Raw genomic sequence first — 18,429 nt, forward strand, 5'->3', positions numbered from 1 at the left:
CCCGGCGGTCACGGTCCGGTGTCGACACGTCCTAGCTGCAGGTGTCCTGGTAGTCGAGCCCTCCGACGAAGCGAGCCCACTCGGCTCGGTCCAGGCCTCGGCCGGTGCGCTCGCAGGCGACCTCCCTCGGGTCGCGACGGAGAGCGTTGAGCTCGGTGAGATCCCACGTGTCGGCGATGGAGGCATCGCCTGAGGCCAGGATGTTGCCGTCGGGCGAGAACTGCAGGGCCGACACGGGCCCACCGCCGCTGGGTGGTGTGGATACGAGTGAACGAGGGCGTGCGGGGTTCGCGATGTCCCAGACGGTGATGCCGCCGTCGCCGTCACCGGAGGCCAATGTTCGACCATCGGATGACAGCGCGAGGGAGCTCACGGCGGACGGGTGATTGGTGGGAGTGGGTCCCCATCGTTTCGGGCGAGCCGGGTCCGTGACATCCCACAGGATCATGCTCTGGTCCCAGTCGGCGGTGGCGAGTAGCGTGCCGTCCGCCGAGAAGGTGATCGCTCCGATCTGGGCGGTATGGCCGACCAGCGACTCACCGATCGGATCCGGCCGTGCCGGGTCGCTGATGTCGATCAGGCTGATCTCATTCCACGAGGGCCCCGTCCGGGCGGCGAGCAGGCGACGGTCCGGGGACAGGGCGGCGAATGCATGCGAATACCAACCCGGGTTGCCGTTCGGCACGAACGTCGCGCTGAGATGGCGGGGAGCCGCGGGGTCGGTGACATCCCACAGTGACACGAAGCTCCCCGGCTCCGTCGGCGTCGGCTTGACGATGCTCACAGCCAGAGTGCGCCCGTCGGATGAGAAACCGAGTGGCACCGCATCCCCGTCGCGCAGCTCGCCGGGGAATGGCTTCGAGATCCGTCCGACCCGAGATGGCTCGGAAACGTCCTTCACCACGATCGACCCGTCGGGGCCGGAAACGGCGAGGAGCCCCGTTCGAGGAGCGAAGACGGGAGGGGACTGGCTGTAGTCCACCGGATGGAGTTGCCGGTCCGGATCCGATGCGGTGGAACCAGCGACGGGGTGCTGTACCACCAGGCCGTCCCGATAGCCGATGATCACCGTTTCCGACCCGCCGGGGAACGCGAGCGAGGACACGTTGCTCGGGCCCTCGATCGGGTGTCCGAACCGACGGGGTGTTCGTGGATCAGGGAGATCCCAGAAGAGCATCGTGCCGTCACGCCGACTGGTGAGAATCGAGTTCGGGAGGAACGCGACCATCCTGAGGCTGCCGACGTTCCCACGGATAGGTGTGCCGATCTGCCGCACACCGTTGCCGGCGAGATCCCACAACGTCACGATCCCGTCCGAGCCACCGACCGCGAGGGTGCCGCCGTCGGGGGTGGTTGCCACCCGGTCGATCGGCTCCTCGAACTCGGGCCACTCCGGGTAGCGCGGGGACAAGGCGGTGTCGGCGACGTCCCAGAGCCGCACGGTGTATCTGCCCGAACTCGTCCTGCTCACCACGCGGAGCATCGCTGCGTCCGTGGTGAACGAGAGCTGGTCGACGGACTCGTTGTCGAACCCCAATGCAGCCAAGGCATCCTGGGAGATCCCCGGGCGCTGCCGAGGTGTTGCCGGGTCCGTCAGATCCCAGATCGTCACGGCACCGCCGTACGCAGGCGTGGCGGCCGCCAGCAACCGCGCCTCGGAGCTGAACGTCGGCGCTCCGCCGTAGGCGAGTGGAGGGCCGAGAGGGCGGGGACTTGCCGGATCGGCGACGTCCCACACCACCACGCTGCCGCCGGGCCCGTCGCCCGCGCCGGTGACGAGCGCCGTGCCGGTCGGGTGGAACTGCAAGAGGTCGATCGTCCCTTCCAGCGTGATGGACCCACCGAGACGACGGGCATCGGCCGGTTGCGAGACGTCCAACAACACGACCCTGGACGTTGCAGCCCCTACAACCTTGACGCCGACAGCCAGCATGCGCCCGTCCGGGGAGTACCCCAGGCCTGACACGTACTGTTCACCAGGGGTGAGTGAGGAGGGCTCCGTAACGATCTCACCGTCGGCGAACGGGACGGGCCGGCCGATCGGCCGGGGAGCGGACGGGTCGGCCACGTCCCACAGCACGACCGACGCGTCCCGTCTCGTCGTGGCGAGGATGCGGCCATCGGGCGAGAACGTCCGCTGGCCGACGAGACCGACATCGCTCGTGAGGGGCGGCCCCAGAGCCCGTGGTCGTTCATCGGACACGTCCCAGATGATCACTGTGCCGTCGTCCCCGCCGGTCGCCATCGTGCGTCGGTCCGCAGTGAACGCCGCGTCACGCACCTCTGCGGTGTGTCCGGCGAGCGTTCCCGCGAACCGCGAGGACAGCATGCCGTCGACCAAGGCGGCCCGGGTGTCGGCGTCGGAATGAGTCCGTTCGGCCGCGATGTCCAGCCTCAACGCCGTGTCCGGCTCGCTGTCGCGCAGGAGGTCGGCCTGTGCGATGAGCTGCCGGGCCGTGGCCACCCGTCCCTGCTCCTGCGCGGCGCGCTGCTGCACGACCGCGAACCCCGCCGTGACCAGCGCGAGCACGCACAACACCGAGAGGATCGCCGTGGCCCGGCCCCGCCGGAGCCGATCCCGCCGGATGCTCGCCAGCAGGAACGTCCTGGCCGTCGGGCTGAGCGGGACGCGGTCGGTCACCACCGCGCGGGGACGCGGCCGGGGCAGCCGCACCGCCCGGTGTCCCCGAACGGTCGTGCCGGCGTCGCCGGGGTCCGGTGCCTCGGTCGCGGAGCCGACGCGGGCACCGGTGTCGGCCACCGCGGCAGCGAGCTGGCCCCGCTCCCACAGGCGCTCGTCTGGCCGCCCGCTGCGGTCCCACTCCGCGGCGCCGTGCTCGACCGCGCGGCGCGCCCGCAGGGCGGTCGCCTCCGCGTCGATCGCCTCCCGCAGTGGCGGCCACGCCGTCAGGAACGCCTCGTGGGCGACCCCGATCACCGCGGACCCGTCGTCGCCGGTGTCGGTGACCAGCAGCCGGCGGGCGACGAACGCGTCCAGCTCGGCGTCGACGGTGCGGGGCAGCTCGCCGCGGTCGACCCGCCAGCCCGTGGGGTTGCCCTGCTCGTCGACGGTGACCAGCCGCAGCAGGCCCGCGAGCACGTCGGCGGGGGTGCGGCCCCCGGCCCGCACCGCGTCGGCGAGTGCCGCGTCCGCCTGCCGGGTCAGGGCGCCCCGCACCCCGCCGAGCTGGTCGTAGCGGGCCGCCGAGAGTTGGTCGCCGCGCCCGAGGTCGCGGGCGAGCTCGGCCAGGGTGAACGCCAGCAACGGAAGGGCGGACCCGCTGCCGGTGTCGGCGACGAGCCGGTCCACCAGCTCGTCCTCGACGCGGATCCCGGCGGCGCGGGCCGGCCCTTCGACGACCGCTCCGAGCGACTGCCGGCGCAGTGGCTGCACCGGGTGCAGCCGCGGGCGGATGTCGGCCAGCTCCGGCTGTGCCAGGAACCGGTCGAGGAACTCCGAGCGGAGGGTCGCCACCACCAGCACGGGGCCGGTCGACGCCCCGTCGACGAGCTCGGCGAAACGCGCGCGCTCCGACGGAGCGGCCTGCGTGAGGAGCTCCTCGAGCTGGTCCACCACGACCAGCAGCCGCTCCGCCTTCCCGCCCGGGGCGGCGAGCAGGACCTCGCCGGCCGGGCCGGCGAGCCCCGCATCGTCGATCCGGGCGCGGACGTCGGCGATCGTCCGGTCCAGGCCCACCCGGCGCCCCGCCGTGGCCACGCTCCTGGCGAGCGCGCCGACCGGATCGGTGCCCGGAACGAACGGCGGTGCGGTCCACCAGCCCGGTTCCTCCGCGAGCGCCGGCGCCAACCCGGCCCGGACCAGGGACGACTTCCCGCATCCCGACGGGCCGACGACGAGGTGGAACCCGCCGTCGGCGCGCTCGACGGGGGAGCGCAGCAACTCGAGGAACCGGCCGATCTCCTCGGACCGGCCGAAGAACACGTGACGCAACGTTCTGTCGAACGCCACCAGACCGGGGTACGGCGACGTGCCGTCGGGCCACCCCGTTCCCCCCGACGCGTCGACGCGCCGGAGCGCGTCCGACAGCGCCCGCCGGGCGGCCGCGGGATCGCGCGCCATGTTCGTGTGCTGCACGGGGCGCAGCAGCGGGTGGACCACCCCGGGCTCCGCGACGACCGGCAGCATCCGGCTGCCGCGGCTGCGTGCCGCCCCCACCTCGGCCGCGCACCACGGCGACTGCAGATAGGCCGACGTCACCACGCAGACGACGGCGTCGGCCCAGCGCAGGCGTTCGTGGAGCCGCTTCTCCCACTCGTCGCCGAGCCGGATCCCGTCCTGCGGATCCCGGTCGAGGAACACGTCGTGGCCGTCCTCGACGAGCCACCGCTGCAGCTCGGCGGCCGGCTCCGTGTCGAGGCCCGCGTGGCTGATGAAGACCCGCGTCATCGCGCCCCCGCAACCGTGACGATCACACCCGCCGAGCACCGTACTCCGGAACTCGATCTACCGGGTGAACCCCGTGTGGGTGCTCTGGCACGATTCGCGGTCATGGCGATACCGGCCTCGGGCCTGCTGGTGGAGTTGTGGCGGGAGCAGTCGCTGTGGTCGCGCACGGCCGACCGGATGAAGCGGCGGATCGAGGCCGCGCGGCGGACCGCGCTGGTGCTGGTCGTCGTGGTCGCCGCGCTGGCCACGGCCGGTGCCACGCTGGCCGGCAGCGCTCCGGGGCTCGCCCGGGCACTCGCCGCGGCCGCCGCGGTGGGATCGGCGTTGTTGCCGGTTCTCCGGCCGGCGTGGAGCGGGACCCGGCTGCGGGAGTGGACGCGGGCCCGGTCGGTCTCCGAGGCGCTGAAGAGCGAGGTCTACCTGTGGCTGGCGAAGGCGGGTCCGTACCGCGACGACCCGGCCGGCGCGCGGTTGCGCGAGACGACGGACCGCGTGTGCTCCGACGGTTCGGATCTGCTGATCCGCCGGCAGGGGATCGAGCCGGCGGACCGGCCGTTGCCCGCGGTGTCCGACCCGTCGTCCTACTTCGCGGTGCGGGTGAGATCGCAGATCGACGGCTACTACCGGCCGAAGGCGGATGCCCTGGCGGCGACGCTGCGCCGGTTCCGGATCGCCGAGATCGCCATCGGAGCCGCGGGTGCCGCCGTGGGCGGCGCGGCCGCCCTCTTCGGTGCGTCGATCGCGGCGTGGGTCGCGGTTCTGGCCACCGTCGGCACGGCGCTGGCCACGCACGTCGCCGCGGCCCGGTACGAGTTCCAGCTCATCGAGTTCCTCCGCACCGCGCAGCGGCTGAACCAGCTCGCCGTGGCCGCCACCACCGCCGACCCCGGCGGCATGGCCGACCTCGCGATCGAGGCGGAGGAGGCCATCTCGGTCGAGAACCAGGGATGGATGGCCAAGCTGGCCGAGGAACCCCCCGGTCACAAGGCACCGGCCGCCGCTCCGGATAGCGGGCCTCCCGGCGGCTGAGGCCACGTCACGGTGATCCGGTCAGGTAGCGCTGCAGCGTGGGCGCGATCCACGTGACGATCTCCTCCCGGGACATCGCGACGACGGGGGGCAGCCGCAGGACGTAGCGGCACAGGGCCACACCGAGGGCCTGTGAGGCCACGAGGCCGGCGCGGGTGGCCGCGGTGGACGGGTCGTCGGAGAGCGTGGCGATCTGCGGTCCGAGCTGCCCGGCGAAGATCGCCTGCATCCGGCCCGACGCGTCGTCGTCGGTGGTCGCGGTGCGGAGCAGGATCTGCAGGCCGTCGTCGTTCTCCCAGCGTTCGAGCAGGTGGGCGGCCAGCACCTGGCCGACCCGCTCGCGCGGTGCGGCGGTGAGATCGGGCAGGCGCAGGTCGAACTCCGCGGTCTGGGTGAACAGCTGCCGCTTGCTGCCGAAGTAGCGCATCACCATCGACGGGTCGACCCCGGCGTCGGCGGCGATCGCGCGGACGGTGGCCCGGTCGAACCCGTCGGCGGCGAAGCGGGTGCGGGCCGCGTCGAGGATCGCCTCGCGGGCCGGGAGCGAGCGGTGGGTGAAGGCCATGACCAGATTCTAGCCAACGAGTGTTGGCAAACGCGGCAAGTACGCCTACAGTTGTTTGCAAACAGAGGTTGGCAAACAAGGGGAGTGATCATGTCACAGGTGGACGTCGTCGTGGTCGGTGCAGGACCGGCCGGGCTGCTGCTCGCAGGCGACCTCGCCGCGGCCGGGGTGCGGGTCACCGTGCTGGAGCGGCGGCTGCACGAGTCGAACCTCACCCGGGCGTTCGTCGTGCACGCCCGCACGCTCGAACAGCTCGACGCCCGGGGCGTCGCCGACCAGCTCCTCGGGACCGGGACGAGGGTCGACCACTTCCGGCTCTTCGGCCGGGTCTCGGTCGACCTCTCCCCGCTGCCGAGCCGGTTCCCGTTCATGCTGGTCACCCCCCAGTACGAGGTCGAGAAGGTGCTCGCGGAGCGCGCGCAGCAGGCCGGGGTGACGACGGTGCGTGGCGCGGACGTCCGGACCGTGCACCAGACGGCCGACCACGTCGAGGTGACCTACACCGACCCCGACGGCGCCGAGCGGACCGTGCGCGCGGCCTACCTCGTCGGAGCGGACGGGCACCGCAGCGTCGTCCGCGGGCAGCTGGGGCTCGCGTTCCCCGGCAAGTCCGTGGCGCAGTCCCTGGTGCTCGCCGACGTGCGGATGACCAACCCGCCCACCGAGCAGCTCACCGTCGACGGGAACGCGGCCGGGTTCTGCTTCGTCGTCCCCTTCGGCGACGGGTGGTACCGGATCATCGTGCGGGACCGCCGCAAGGAGCTCCCCGACGACGCTCCCGTCGAGCCCGGGGAGATCGAATGGGTGGTGCAGCAGGTGTTCGGCACCGACTTCGGCATCCACGACCCGCGGTGGATGTCGCGGTTCCACAGCGACGAGCGGCAGGCAGAGCGCTACCGGGTGGGCCGGGTGTTCCTCGTCGGCGACGCCGCCCACGTGCACTCACCCGCCGGTGGCATGGGGATGAACACCGGGCTGCAGGACGCCGCCGACCTCGGCTGGAAGCTCGCGGCCGCCGTGCAGGGCCGCGGCGGGGACCGGCTGCTCGACACCTACCAGGACGAGCGCCACCCGGTCGGCCGGATGGTGCTGCGCATGAGCGGTGGGCTGCTCCGGGCGGCGCTGCTGCGCACCCGGCTCGCCCGGGCGATCCGCAACGTGGTCATCCCGGCCGCGTTCGCCGTGCCGCCGGTCGGCGCGCTGGTCCGGATGAAGCAGAGCGGTATCGGCATCTCGTACGGCCGGCCGCGCGGGGCGCAGCGGCAGGTCGGGACCCGCGCCGCCGACGTCACCGCCGCCGACGGGACGAGGCTGTACGAGGCGCTGCGCCGCGGCCGGTTCGTGCTCGTCGCGCCGGCCGGGTTCGCCGTGCCCGACGGTGTGGTCGCACACGTGGTGCCCGGCACGAAGACGGCGCTGCTCGTGCGCCCGGACGGCTACGTCGCCTGGGCCGCGCGCACGGCGGACGGCCTGCAGGCTGCGCTGAGCCACTGGGGCGCGGCGCCGGCGGTCGCGGCCTGACGACGCCGCGGACCGCGACTCGCGTGCACCGAGACCGCGACTCGCGGATGTGGGGGCCACCTACATCCGCGAGTCGCGCTCTGGGTGCACGCGAGTCGCGCCCTCCGTGCGCGTGCGACCGCCGCCGGGCAGGATCGAACCGTGACACGCACCGGTACCTCGCTCGCACGGCTCGGGCTCACGGAGTCGTGGGCGGAGGCCACGGCCACCGACCTCGGCTGGTGGGCCGGGGACAAGCCGGCCGCCGGCGCCGAGGTGATCATGTGGGCGCTCGCCCGCAGCCCCGACCCGGACCTCGCGCTGCGTTCCGCGGAACGCCTGCTGCAGGCCGCGCCGGACCGGGCGGACCTGGATGCGGCGCTGCGCGTCGACCACGTCCTGCGGGGGCGGTTGCTCGCGCTGCTCGGGAGCTCCACCTCGCTGGTCGACCACCTGGTGACCCACCCCGACCGGTGGCAGCGGCTCACCGGGGCGGCGCCGCCGCCGGGGGAGGGTGCGCGCGAGGCGCTGCTGGAGGCGGTCGGGGCCGGTGCGGACGTGCTCACCGGCGACGAGGCCGTCGCCGCACTGCGCGCGGCGTACCGCGACGAGGTGCTGGTGCTGGCGGCCGCCGATCTCGCCGCGGTCGTGGAGCCGGACCTGCCGGTGCTCGACATCGCCGACGTGGCCGCCCAGCTCGCCGCCCTCGCCGACGCGGCGCTGCAGGCGGCGCACGCCGTCGCGCTGGCGGAGAACCCGACGGACGGCAGGCTCGCCGTCATCGGGATGGGAAAGTGCGGTGGGCGCGAGCTGAACTACGTGAGCGACGTCGACGTCGTGTTCGTCGCCGAACCGGCCGACCAGCAGACCACGCGGCTGGCCACCCGGCTCATGCGCGTCGCGGGCGATGCCTGCTTCGAGGTGGATGCGAACCTGCGGCCGGAGGGCCGGCAGGGCGCGCTGGTCCGCACGCTCGACGGGCACGTCGCCTACTACGAGCGGTGGGCGAAGACCTGGGAGTTCCAGGCGCTGCTCAAGGCGCGGCCGGTGGCGGGCGACCGCGAGCTGGGCGCCGCCTACGCCGACGCCGTCGCCCCGCTGGTGTGGAGCGCCGCGAGCCGCGACGACTTCGTCGCCGACGTGCAGGCGATGCGCCGCCGCGTGGAGGAGCACATCCGGCCCGACCACGCCGAGCGCGAGCTCAAGCTCGGGGCGGGCGGGCTGCGGGACGTCGAGTTCGCGGTGCAGCTGCTGCAGCTCGTGCACGGCCGCACCGACGAGGCCCTGCACTCCGCGTCCACGCTCGAGGCGCTGGCCGCGCTCGCCCGCGGCGGGTACGTCGGGCGCGAGGACGGGGCCGACCTGGCCGCGTCCTACCGGTTCCTGCGTCTCCTCGAGCACCGGTTGCAGCTGCAGCGGATGCGGCGCACCCACCTCATGCCGGCCGACGACGACACCGAGACGCAGCGCTGGCTCGCCCGCGCGGCCGGGCTGCGTCCCGACAAGCGTCGCGACGTGGTGGGCGTGCTGGACGCGGAGTGGTCACGCACCGTGCTGCGGGTGCGGCGGCTGCACGAGAAGCTGTTCTACCGGCCGCTCCTGACGGCGGTGTCGCGGCTGCCCGCCGACACCGCGCGGCTGTCGGAGAAGGCTGCGGCCGCCCGGCTCGCCGCGCTGGGTTGGGCCTCGCCCGAGGGGGCGCTCGGCCACCTGCGGGCGCTCACGTCGGGCGTCTCGCGGGCGGCGTCGATCCAGCAGACGCTGCTGCCGGTGCTGCTCGACGAGCTCGCGGACAGCCCCGACCCGGACCGCGGTCTGCTCGCGTACCGGCGCGTGTCGGAGGCACTCGCGCAGACCCCGTGGTACCTGCGGCTGCTGCGCGACGAGGGGCTCGTCGCGGAGCGGTTGATGCGGCTGCTCGGGACGTCGGCGCTGGTGCCGGACCTGCTGGTGCGCGCACCGGAGGTGCTGCGGCTGCTCGCCGCCCCGCCGGCGGGGCAGGCCGACGAGCTGCAGCGCGACCCCGCCGACTTCGCCTCGGCGCTGCGCACCACCGTGGCCCGCCAGCACGACCCGGACGGTGCCGCGGCCACCGCGCGAACGCTCCGCCGGCACGAGCTGCTGCGGGTCGCGTGCGCCGACCTGCTCGGGTGCCTGGACGTCGAGCAGGTGTGCGCGGCGCTCAGCGCGGTGTGGGTGGCGGTGCTCCAGGCCACCCTGGACTCCGTGCTGCGGTCGGCCGCCGGGCCGGCGCAGGCGCGGCTCGCCGTGATCGGGATGGGCCGGCTCGGCGGGGCGGAGCTGGGGTACGGCAGCGACGCCGACGTGCTGTTCGTCTGCGAGCCGGTGGGCGGCGCGACCGACCACGACGCCGTCAGGTGGGCGACCGGCATCGCCGAGACGGTGCGGCGCAGGCTCGCCGCTCCGACGCCGGACCCCGCGCTCGTCGTCGACGCCGACCTGCGGCCGGAGGGCCGGTCCGGCCCGCTGGTCCGCACGATGGAGTCGTACCGCGCCTACTACGCGCGCTGGTCGGAGCCATGGGAGGCGCAGGCGCTGCTGCGGGCGAGCGCCGTGGCGGGCGACGCGGACCTCGGGACGCGTTTCCTGCACATGATCGACCCGATCCGCTACCCGGCGGGCGGCATCGACGCCGCGACCGTCACCGAGATCCGGCGGATCAAGGCCCGCGTCGACGAGGAGCGGCTGCCCCGCGGCGCCGACCGCGGCACGCACACCAAGCTCGGCCACGGCGGGCTCGCCGACGTCGAGTGGACGGTGCAGCTGATGCAGATGCAGCACGCGGGCGACGTGCCGGGCCTGCGCACGACCTCCACCCTCGAGGGGCTGCGGTGGGCCGCGGAGGCCGGTCACCTGCAGCCGGAGGACGCCGACGAGCTGGCCGCCGGCTGGCGGATGGCCACCCGCGCCCGCAACGGCGTGATGCTCGTGAAGGGGAAGCCCGGTGACCAGCTGCCCCGTTCGGGCCGGGAGCTGGCCGCGGTGGCCTCCGCCCTCGGCTACCCGCCGGGCGGTGACCCCGGCGTCTTCCTGGACGACTACCGGCGCACCACCCGCCGGGCCCGCGCGGTGGTGGAGAAGGTCTTCTACGGCTGGTAGGTCAGAGCAGGCCGAGGCCCTTGACCGCCTCGCGCTCCTCGACCAGCTCGGCGACGGAGGCGTCGATCCTGCCGCGGGAGAACTCGTCGATGTCCAGTCCCTGGACGATCTCCCACTTCCCGTTCTTCGACGTCACGGGGAAGCCGGAGACGATGCCCTCGGCGATGCCGTAGGAGCCGTCGGACGGGACGGCGGCCGAGGTCCAGTCGCCGTCCGCGATGCCGTGCACCCAGTCGTGGACGTGGTCGATCGCCGCGTTGGCCGCCGACGCCGCCGAGGACGCGCCCCGCGCCTCGATGATCGCGGCGCCGCGCTTGGCGACCGTGGGGATGAACTCGTCACGCAGCCAGGTCTCCTCGACCTGCGCGGCGGCGACCTTGCCGCCGACCTCGGCGTGGAAGAGGTCGGGGTACTGGGTGGCCGAGTGGTTGCCCCAGATCGTCATCCTGCGGATCTCGGTGAGCGGCACGTCGAGCTTCTTCGCCAGCTGGGCGACCGCGCGGTTGTGGTCGAGGCGGGTCATGGCCGTGAACCGCTCGGCCGGCACGTCCGGCGCCGCGGACCGCGCGATCAGCGCGTTCGTGTTGGCCGGGTTGCCCACCACGAGGACGCGCACGTCGTCGGCCGCGTGGTCGTTGATCGCCTTGCCCTGCGGGGCGAAGATGCCGCCGTTGGCCTCCAGCAGGTCGCCGCGCTCCATCCCCTTCGTGCGCGGCCGGGCGCCGACGAGCAGGGCGACGTTCGTGCCGTCGAACGCGACGTTCGCGTCGTCGCTGATGTCGATGCCGGAAAGGAGCGGGAACGCGCAGTCGTCGAGCTCCATCGCCGTGCCCTCGGCGGCCTTGACCGCCTGCGGGATCTCCAGCAGGCGCAACCGGACCGGCGTGTCGGGCCCGAGCAGCTGACCGGACGCGATCCGGAACAGCAGCGCGTAGCCGATCTGGCCGGCGGCCCCGGTGACGGTGACGGTGACGGGGGAGGAGGTCGACGAAGGCACGCGGGCAGGCTAGCCCTCTCGCGCGTTCCGCGCCGCGACGGGGACCACATGCGGGCCCTCCGATCGATGGACCCGCGTCACACCGCTCCCGGCCTAAGTTGTCCGGTATGACCGCCTCGCCGCCCGTCGACCCGGGCGCCGTCCCGACGGCCTCCCGCGCACTCGCCCCGGACCTCGCACGCGGCTTCATGCTGCTGCTCATCGCGCTGGCCAACGTCCACCTCTGGGCGTACGGCCACCCGCTCGGGCCCCGCGGCTACCCGAGGGACCTCACGGTCGTCGACCAGGCGGTCACCCTGCTCCAGATGCTGCTCGTGGACGGCCGCGCCTACCCGCTCTTCGGGTTCCTGTTCGGGTACGGGATCGTGCAGCTCGCCCGCCGTCGCGCCGCCGTCGGGATGCCGGCCGAGGCCGTCACCCGGCTGGTCCGGCGCCGCGGGTGGTGGATGGTCCTCATCGGGCTCGGGCACGGGCTGCTGCTGTGGTCCGGCGACATCGTCGGCGCCTACGGCCTGATCGCCGTGGCACTGGCGGCGGTGCTCGTGCGCGGCACCGACCGGGCCCTGCTCGGCACGGCCGTCGGGGGCGTCCTGCTGGCCGGGCTGTTCTACTCCGGCTCGGGTCTGACCCCACCCGGACCGCCGGCCGAATCGCTCCTCCCCTCCATGACGGTGGCCGGCCCGCTGGCCGCCGCCGGCGTGCGGATCCCGGAATGGCTCGGCATCGGCCTCACGCTCCAGGCGCTCTCGGTGTTCGCCGCGGTCGCCATCGGCGCGTGGGCGGCCCGCCGCGGCCTGCTCGACGACCCGGGGCGCCATCGGCGGCTGCTGGTCCGGGTCGCGGTCGCCGGGATCGCACTCGCGGTCGCCGGTGGGCTGCCCTTCGCCCTGATGGCGGCCCAGATGTGGACCGCGCCCTCGACGGGGATGCTGGTGCTCGGCGGGTTCCTGCACGGGATGGCCGGGTACGCGGGCGGCCTCGGTTACGCGGCGCTGTTCGGGCTGCTCGCGATCCGGCCGGCGCACGGCACGGGCCCCGTCACCTCCGCCCTGCAGGCGTGCGGGCAACGGTCGCTGTCGAGCTACCTCGCGCAGTCCGTCGCGTTCGCGGCGCTGCTGCCGGCCTGGACCGTCGGTCTCGGCAACGGTGCGCACGTCTGGCAGACGGCGCTGTACGGGTTCGCCGCCTGGCTGGTGATCCTGCTGGTGGCCGCCGGGTCCGCCCGCGCCGGCTACCGTGGCCCGGCGGAGCTGCTCCTGCGCCGCCTCACCTACGGCCCCCGCCGCACCACGTCGACCCCGGCCGGGTAGGCCCACGGGCCGCGGAGGCGACTAGCGTCGGGCGGGTGACCGTCCCGCCCTCCGACCCGCGGTCCGGCGACGAGCGCCCACCGTCGTGGGCGGGCGCTCCGGGGTTCACCCCCGGCGTCGACGATCTTCCGCCGCACGCCCCGATGCCCGGCGCGCCGCCGTACCCGGCGGCACCGGAGCACGACCCGCCGCCGGTCGGGCGCCCGGCGCGGCGGACCCGGTTCGGGACGGCGCTGGGGTCGGCGGCCGTCTGGGCGGTGGTGAACGTCGTGCTGGTGGTCGCCGTCACCGGCGTGCCGGCCGCCGTCGGGCGCTTCGTCGTGGCGCTGCTCGTTCCCACCGTGGCGGCCGCGCTGGTGGTCTGGGCGGTCGCCCGCCGGCGCGCGTGGGCGTTCTGGCTGCTCGTTCTCCTGGCGGCACCGGTCTTCTGGGTGCTGCGGGCGGTGTTCAGCGCCCTTCCGGGGAGCTGACCCCCTCCCCGGCCGCCCGGACGGCGGCCGTCACGGCGCTCGCGGCGGCGCTCATCGCCTCCGTGTTCCGCGCCGCCCGGCACAGGACGAACGCGCCCTCCAGGCTCGTGATGAGCACGATCGCCAGCCGGCGGGCGTCGGCCGGCGCGAACCCCCAGCGCTCGAACCGGGTGGCGCCGGAGTCCACCCACGCGGCGAAGACCTCCGCCGTGGCGGTGCGCAACGTCTCGTCGGTGTTCGCGACCTCCAGCGCCACCGTGGCGATCGGGCACGCGTCGGCGTAGCCGGTGGCGACGAGCGTCTCGCCGGCCGCCGCGAACCCGGTCTCCACGGCGGTGACCGCGTCCGGCGCCTGGTCGAGGATCGCCTCGACGAGCTGCTGGTAGGCCCGCCCGGACGTCCGGATCACCTCGGCGGCCAGCTGTTGCTTCCCGCCCGGGAAGAAGTGGTAGATCGACCCGAACGGCGCTCCCGCCTCCGCGACGATCTGCTTGAGCCCGGTGCCCGGGTACCCCTGCCGGCGGAACAGCTCGCTCGTCGTTCCGACGATCCGCTCCCTGGTTCCCGCCACCGCGCCTCCTCCTTGCGACCTGGTCTCCCACACCCTAGCCTCGAATCAGTAGAGCGATCTATCTAGTGCTGGAGGAGCGATGCCGGAGATCGAGCTGTCGGCCGGCACCATCGAGTACACCGACACCGGTGGGGACGGCCCCGTCCTCGTGTTCCTGCACGGCGTCACGGTGGCGCCCTCGCAGTGGCGCCACGTGGTCGCCGAGCTGCGCGGCGAGTACCGGTGCGTGCTCCCGCACCTGCCGCTCGGCTCGCACCGCCGCCCGATGCGGCCGGACGCGGACCTGTCGCTGCCCGGGATGGCGATGCTCATCGGCGAGTTCCTGGAGGAGCTCGACCTGCGCGACGTCACGCTCGTCCAGAACGACTGGGGTGGCGCGCAGGTCCTGGTCGCCCACGGCGGTGCCGAGCGGGTGGCACGGATGGTGCTCGTCGCCTGCGAGGCGTTCGACAACTACCCGCCGGGCATCGCCGGGCGCCTGCTCGTCCTGACCGCCCGCATACCGGGCGGCCTCGCGCTGCTCGCGCAGCTGCTGCGCTTCCGAGCGGTCCGGCGGGCGCCCGGCGGCTGGGGCTGGATGAGCAAGCGTCCCGTGCCCGACGACGTCATGGACGAGTGGTTCCGGCCGGTCCGGACGCAGGCCGCGGTGCGGCGGGACCTCGCGACGTACGGCCGCAGCAGACCCGCGCGCGAGGTGTTGCTGGCCTGGGCGGAACGCAACCGGTCGTTCGCCGGGCCGGTCCTCGTCGTGTGGGCGGCGGAGGACCGGCTGATGCCCGTCGAGCACGGCGCCCGCCTCGCGGCGATCTACCCGCGAGGCAGGCTCGTGACGATCCCGGACAGCTACACGCTCGTGCCCGAGGACCAGCCGGCGGCGCTCACCGCCGCGATCCGCGCGTTCCTCAGCGAGACACGCGCCGTCGCGAGCTGATCACACCGGTGTCGAAGCCGGCGATGTGCAGCCCGCCGTGGAAGCGTGCGTGCTCCACCTTGAGGCAGCGGTCCATCACGACCTCGAGCCCGCCGGCCTCCGCGCGGCGCGCCACGTCCTCGTCGAACAGGCCGAACTGCAGCCAGAACGTCCGCACACCCTCGACGGCCAGCACGTCGTCCAGCACGGACGGCAGATCCTCGCGGCGGCGGAAGACGTCGACGAGGTCGGGCACCACGGGCAGGTCGGCGAGGCGCTTGTAGACCGGCCTGCCGAGGATCTCGGTGGCGTTCGGGTTGACGAAGTACACGTCGTAGTCGGTGCTGGACAGCAGGTAGGTGGCGACGAAGTTGCTCGCCCGCGCCGGGTTCGGCGATGCACCGACCATCGCGACGGTGCGGGTGGCGCGCAGGATCTGCTGCCGGCGGATGGCCGGCGGGTTCTCCCAGGTCACGAGTCCTCCTTCGATGCGGCGGCGAGCGCCTGGTCGAGGTCCCACAGGATGTCCTCGGGGTCTTCGAGCCCCACACTGATCCGGATCAGATCCGGTGGGACGTTCGCAGCGCGGAGCTGGTCGTCGGTGAGCTGCTGGTGCGTGGTGGAGCCCGGGTGGATCACGAGCGTGCGCGCGTCGCCGATGTTGGCGAGGTGGCTGCACAGCTGCACGGACTCGATGAACCGGGACCCCGCCTCGCGCCCGCCGACCACCCCGAACGAGAACACGGCGCCCGGCCCGAGCGGCAGGTACCGCTCGGCGCGGTCGTGGTGGGGGTGGTCGGGCAGCCCGGCCCAGCGGACGTAGGAGACGCGCGGGTCGGCGTCCAGCCATTCCGCGACGGCACGCGCGTTCGCGATGTGCGCCTCCATCCGCTGCGGCAGCGTCTCCACGCCCTGGATCAGCAGGAACGCGCTGTGCGGCGACAGTGTGGCGCCGATGTCGCGCAGCTGCTCGGCCCGCAGTTTCGTGAGGAAGCCGAACTCCTGGAAGTTGCCCCACCAGGTGAGCCCGCCGTAGGACGGCACCGGCTCCGTCATCTGCGGGAACCTCCCGTTGCCCCACGGGAAGCGGCCCGACTCGATCACGACCCCGCCCAGCGTCGTGCCGTGCCCGCCGAGGAACTTCGTGGCCGAGTGGATCACGATGTCGGCGCCGTGCTCGATCGGCCGGCACAGGTACGGGGTGGCGACCGTGGCGTCGACGACCAGCGGGACGCCCGCGGCGTGGGCGACGTCGGCCAGCGCGGCGATGTCGGCGACCTCGCCGCCCGGGTTGGACACGACCTCGGTGAACAGCAGCTTCGTGCGGTCGGTGATCGCCGCGGCGTAGGCCTCGGCGTCGCCGCCGGCTACGAACGTGGTGTCCACGCCGAACCGGCGCAGCGTCACGTCGAGCTGGGTGATCGTGCCGCCGTACAGCCCGGCCGCCGCGACGATGTGGTCCCCGGCGCCCGCGAGGCAGGCGAACGTGAGGAACTCCGCGGCCTGCCCGGTGGCCGTCGCGACCGCGCCCAGCCCACCTTCGAGGCTCGCGAGTCGCTCCTCGAGCGCGGCGACGGTCGGGTTGGCGATCCGGCTGTAGATCAGCCCGTACTTCTGCAGCGCGAACAGGCTCGCGGCGTCGGTGGTGTCCTCGAACACGAAGCTCGTGGACTGGTAGATCGGCACCGCGCGGGCGCCGGTGGCGATGTCGGGGACGTGCCCGGCGTGCACCGCGCGGGTTCGGAAGCCCCAACTGCGATCCTGCTTGCTCATGCTGTCCATCCTGCGTCAGAGGTGCTCGCGGAAGAAGGCGAGGATCCGGCGACGACGCTAGTGATCACAACGTGGGCGCGGAAGCAGGTCCGTCGCGGGGCCGCCCTTGGTCACCGGTCGGGGTGCGCGTCGGGTACTCGGTGCCTTGCCGGTGGGCCGTCGTCGGGCGTGATGACGGCCGGGGTGAACCAGCGGTCGTCGACGAAGGCGTCGGAGTCGTCGAGCAGGTAGTCGGGCCTGCGGCGCTCCCGGTCCTGCGCGCCGGCCATCCCGGCACCCAGCGGTGGGTAGAGGCCGCCGATGGCGCCCGGCCGGGTCGTGGCGGGCGGCCCGGTGGCGCCGGCTCGGGCGGCCGGCTCGCCGGCGGGGCGCGCACCCGGCGGTTCCGGAGTGGCGGGGCGGGCGCCGGGGGGCAGCGGCTGGTCCGGGACGGACCCTGCGGGTCCGGGGAAGCGGGTGCCCGGCGCGGGTGGGCGGGCGGGGAGCACGTCGCGCCAGCTGGGTGGGGGAGCCGGCCGGGGGACGACGGGGCGAGGACCGCCCCCGGGCGCGCCCGTCCTGGGCCCCGACGGGGGAACGGGTGGCTGTGTGATGCTCGCGGGTGGCTCGCGGCCCGGGCCGGCCGGCACCGTGGGCGCAGCGGGCGGACCCGCGCCCGGACGATCTCCGCGCGGCGGCTGCGCCTGGGGAACGAGCGAAGGTGGGGCGGGCGCGATCGGCACCTGGGCGGTCGGAGGGGCTGCCGGTGGCGCGCCGGCCGGCGGTACGGGCGGGACCACGGCCGGCGGAACCGGCGGGACGCCGGGCGGAGGGGGCGGCGCGACGTCGGCCGGTGGTGTCGGCACGCCGGTGGCGCCCGGCGCCCCCGGCCCGGCCGCGCCCGCAGCGGCGACCTCGGTCACGACCGTGACCTGCGGCGGGAAGGGCGCGGCCACCCAGAACTGGCGGTTCACCGCGGAGTTGTCCGTGTAGCCGTTCATCAGCTCGACGGCGCGGGCGGCCCGGTTGGCGCCGTCCTCCTCCACGGCCTGCAGATCGTCGAGGCCGTGGAAGATGTACGTGGGGTCGGTCAGGGCGTCCCCGATCATCGCGTTCCGCTGCTCGGTGACCGGTTCCGGCATGTTCTCCCGGACGTAGTTCGCCTGCAGGCCCTGCCCCGTCACCGCGCCCGCGGTGAGCTTCGCGCTCCGCGCGGCATCCAGCGCCCACTGGCCGAGCGGGGTCATCGCCGACCGGGTCGCGTCCGCCGCGTTGCCCTCCCACGAGGCCTGCGACGCGGCCATCGCCGACGCGATCCGCTCGTCGATCCGGAGGATCAGCGCCTCCGTCTCCTTCCAGGCGTCCTCGGCCGGTGTCGAGACCGCCGCGCCGGGCCCCGTGTGCACGGTGGCGTAGATCTCGTCGTGGGTAAGGCCCTCCCAGCGAATTTCGCTCACGCTTGCCGACCCCACAGCGCGGCGTTGTCACCCTCGGTGCGGCGGTAGTTGTCCTCCATCGCCTGGAGGCTGTCGCGGATCCTGGTCAGCTCGCTTTGGTACGCGAGCAGCGCGGCCAGCTGGCCATCCTGTGACTCCATCACGGTCGTGTTGTAGAAAGCCCGTACGTCCTCACTTACCCGGTCTCCCATCCACGGTTCGAGAATGAATCCAGCTCTGGTGAGTTTCGCCAGCTGGATACCGAGGTCGTCGAGCGCCTCTTCGAACGCTGTTCTGACCGAAGGCAGGGCGTGCGGTTGAAGGTGCAATGTGACGGACGGTGGTGAACCAGGCATGCGTA

At 73.9% G+C, this 18,429-nt stretch carries 14 protein-coding genes; 6 read left to right on the top strand and 8 right to left on the bottom strand.

Features of this window, described 5'->3' with window-relative positions; genetic code table 11:
• Positions 1–31: 31 nt before the first annotated feature.
• Positions 32–4,408, bottom strand: a complete 4,377-nt coding sequence (locus tag ACU436_RS28740) for an nSTAND1 domain-containing NTPase (protein ID WP_459030100.1) — start codon at positions 4,406–4,408, stop codon at positions 32–34.
• Positions 4,409–4,510: 102 nt separating this feature from the next.
• On the opposite strand from ACU436_RS28740, the gene ACU436_RS28745 reads away from it, so the two are divergent.
• Complete coding sequence (locus ACU436_RS28745; RefSeq protein WP_459030101.1) at positions 4,511–5,437, top strand: DUF4231 domain-containing protein; 927 nt, start codon at positions 4,511–4,513, stop codon at positions 5,435–5,437.
• A 7-nt stretch (positions 5,438–5,444) separates the two neighbouring features.
• On the opposite strand, the gene ACU436_RS28750 is transcribed toward ACU436_RS28745, so the two are convergent.
• On the bottom strand, positions 5,445–6,002 hold the full coding sequence (locus ACU436_RS28750) for a TetR/AcrR family transcriptional regulator (protein WP_459030102.1): 558 nt from the start codon (positions 6,000–6,002) through the stop codon (positions 5,445–5,447).
• Positions 6,003–6,092: 90 nt separating this feature from the next.
• Between ACU436_RS28750 and ACU436_RS28755 the strand changes: the two genes are divergently transcribed.
• Complete coding sequence (locus ACU436_RS28755) at positions 6,093–7,523, top strand: FAD-dependent monooxygenase (RefSeq protein WP_459030103.1); 1,431 nt, start codon at positions 6,093–6,095, stop codon at positions 7,521–7,523.
• A gap of 141 nt (positions 7,524–7,664) precedes the next feature.
• Positions 7,665–10,622, top strand: a complete 2,958-nt coding sequence (locus ACU436_RS28760; RefSeq protein ID WP_459030104.1) for a bifunctional [glutamine synthetase] adenylyltransferase/[glutamine synthetase]-adenylyl-L-tyrosine phosphorylase — start codon at positions 7,665–7,667, stop codon at positions 10,620–10,622.
• Position 10,623: 1 nt separating this feature from the next.
• Here ACU436_RS28760 and ACU436_RS28765 read toward each other — a convergent pair whose 3' ends face one another.
• A complete protein-coding gene (locus ACU436_RS28765; RefSeq protein WP_459030105.1) occupies positions 10,624–11,619 on the bottom strand; it encodes a malate dehydrogenase in 996 nt (331 codons plus the stop codon).
• 107 nt (positions 11,620–11,726) lie between these two features.
• Between ACU436_RS28765 and ACU436_RS28770 the strand changes: the two genes are divergently transcribed.
• Positions 11,727–12,929, top strand: a complete 1,203-nt coding sequence (locus ACU436_RS28770) for a DUF418 domain-containing protein (RefSeq protein ID WP_459030106.1) — start codon at positions 11,727–11,729, stop codon at positions 12,927–12,929.
• Positions 12,930–12,964: 35 nt separating this feature from the next.
• Positions 12,965–13,399, top strand: a complete 435-nt coding sequence (locus tag ACU436_RS28775) for a hypothetical protein (RefSeq protein ID WP_459030107.1) — start codon at positions 12,965–12,967, stop codon at positions 13,397–13,399.
• Here ACU436_RS28775 and ACU436_RS28780 read toward each other — a convergent pair.
• Positions 13,377–13,970 carry a TetR/AcrR family transcriptional regulator gene (locus tag ACU436_RS28780; protein ID WP_459030108.1) on the bottom strand — a complete coding sequence of 198 codons (594 nt, stop codon included), beginning with the start codon at positions 13,968–13,970 and terminating at the stop codon, positions 13,377–13,379. The two genes, ACU436_RS28775 and ACU436_RS28780, sit on opposite strands and share 23 nt — an antisense overlap.
• A 79-nt stretch (positions 13,971–14,049) precedes the next feature.
• Here ACU436_RS28780 and ACU436_RS28785 point away from each other — a divergent pair, with 79 nt between their 5' ends.
• The gene (locus ACU436_RS28785; protein WP_459030109.1) at positions 14,050–14,901 is read left to right on the top strand and encodes an alpha/beta fold hydrolase; all 852 of its coding nucleotides are present in this window, start codon (positions 14,050–14,052) and stop codon (positions 14,899–14,901) included.
• Here ACU436_RS28785 and ACU436_RS28790 read toward each other — a convergent pair.
• From ACU436_RS28790 to ACU436_RS28805, 4 genes are all read right to left on the bottom strand, one after another.
• Positions 14,873–15,355 carry a CoA-binding protein gene (locus tag ACU436_RS28790; protein ID WP_459030110.1) on the bottom strand — a complete coding sequence of 161 codons (483 nt, stop codon included), beginning with the start codon at positions 15,353–15,355 and terminating at the stop codon, positions 14,873–14,875. The two genes, ACU436_RS28785 and ACU436_RS28790, sit on opposite strands and share 29 nt — an antisense overlap.
• Positions 15,352–16,653 carry an O-acetylhomoserine aminocarboxypropyltransferase/cysteine synthase family protein gene (locus ACU436_RS28795; RefSeq protein ID WP_459030111.1) on the bottom strand — a complete coding sequence of 434 codons (1,302 nt, stop codon included), beginning with the start codon at positions 16,651–16,653 and terminating at the stop codon, positions 15,352–15,354. Before ACU436_RS28795 ends, ACU436_RS28790 begins: the two co-directional genes overlap by 4 nt.
• 110 nt (positions 16,654–16,763) lie before the next feature.
• Positions 16,764–18,089 carry a PPE domain-containing protein gene (locus tag ACU436_RS28800; protein ID WP_459030112.1) on the bottom strand — a complete coding sequence of 442 codons (1,326 nt, stop codon included), beginning with the start codon at positions 18,087–18,089 and terminating at the stop codon, positions 16,764–16,766.
• Entirely contained in the window at positions 18,086–18,424 is a 339-nt protein-coding gene (locus ACU436_RS28805) for a hypothetical protein (RefSeq protein WP_459030113.1), read from the bottom strand. The genes ACU436_RS28800 and ACU436_RS28805 overlap by 4 nt, the downstream gene beginning before the upstream one ends.
• Between the last annotated feature and the right edge of the window lie 5 nt (positions 18,425–18,429).

It is taken from the genome of Pseudonocardia wallangbongensis (assembly GCF_054486945.1).

Excerpts from the sequence above, each read along its gene's own strand:
- ACU436_RS28740 (WP_459030100.1), bottom strand. The coding sequence starts at position 4,408 with ATGACGCGGGTCTTCATCAGCCACGCGGGCCTCGACACGGAGCCGGCC.
- ACU436_RS28745 (WP_459030101.1), top strand. The coding sequence starts at position 4,511 with ATGGCGATACCGGCCTCGGGCCTGCTGGTGGAGTTGTGGCGGGAGCAG.
- ACU436_RS28750 (WP_459030102.1), bottom strand. The coding sequence starts at position 6,002 with ATGGCCTTCACCCACCGCTCGCTCCCGGCCCGCGAGGCGATCCTCGAC.
- ACU436_RS28755 (WP_459030103.1), top strand. The coding sequence starts at position 6,093 with ATGTCACAGGTGGACGTCGTCGTGGTCGGTGCAGGACCGGCCGGGCTG.
- ACU436_RS28770 (WP_459030106.1), top strand. The coding sequence starts at position 11,727 with ATGACCGCCTCGCCGCCCGTCGACCCGGGCGCCGTCCCGACGGCCTCC.
- ACU436_RS28785 (WP_459030109.1), top strand. The coding sequence starts at position 14,050 with ATGCCGGAGATCGAGCTGTCGGCCGGCACCATCGAGTACACCGACACC.
- ACU436_RS28795 (WP_459030111.1), bottom strand. The coding sequence starts at position 16,653 with ATGAGCAAGCAGGATCGCAGTTGGGGCTTCCGAACCCGCGCGGTGCAC.
- ACU436_RS28805 (WP_459030113.1), bottom strand. The coding sequence starts at position 18,424 with ATGCCTGGTTCACCACCGTCCGTCACATTGCACCTTCAACCGCACGCC.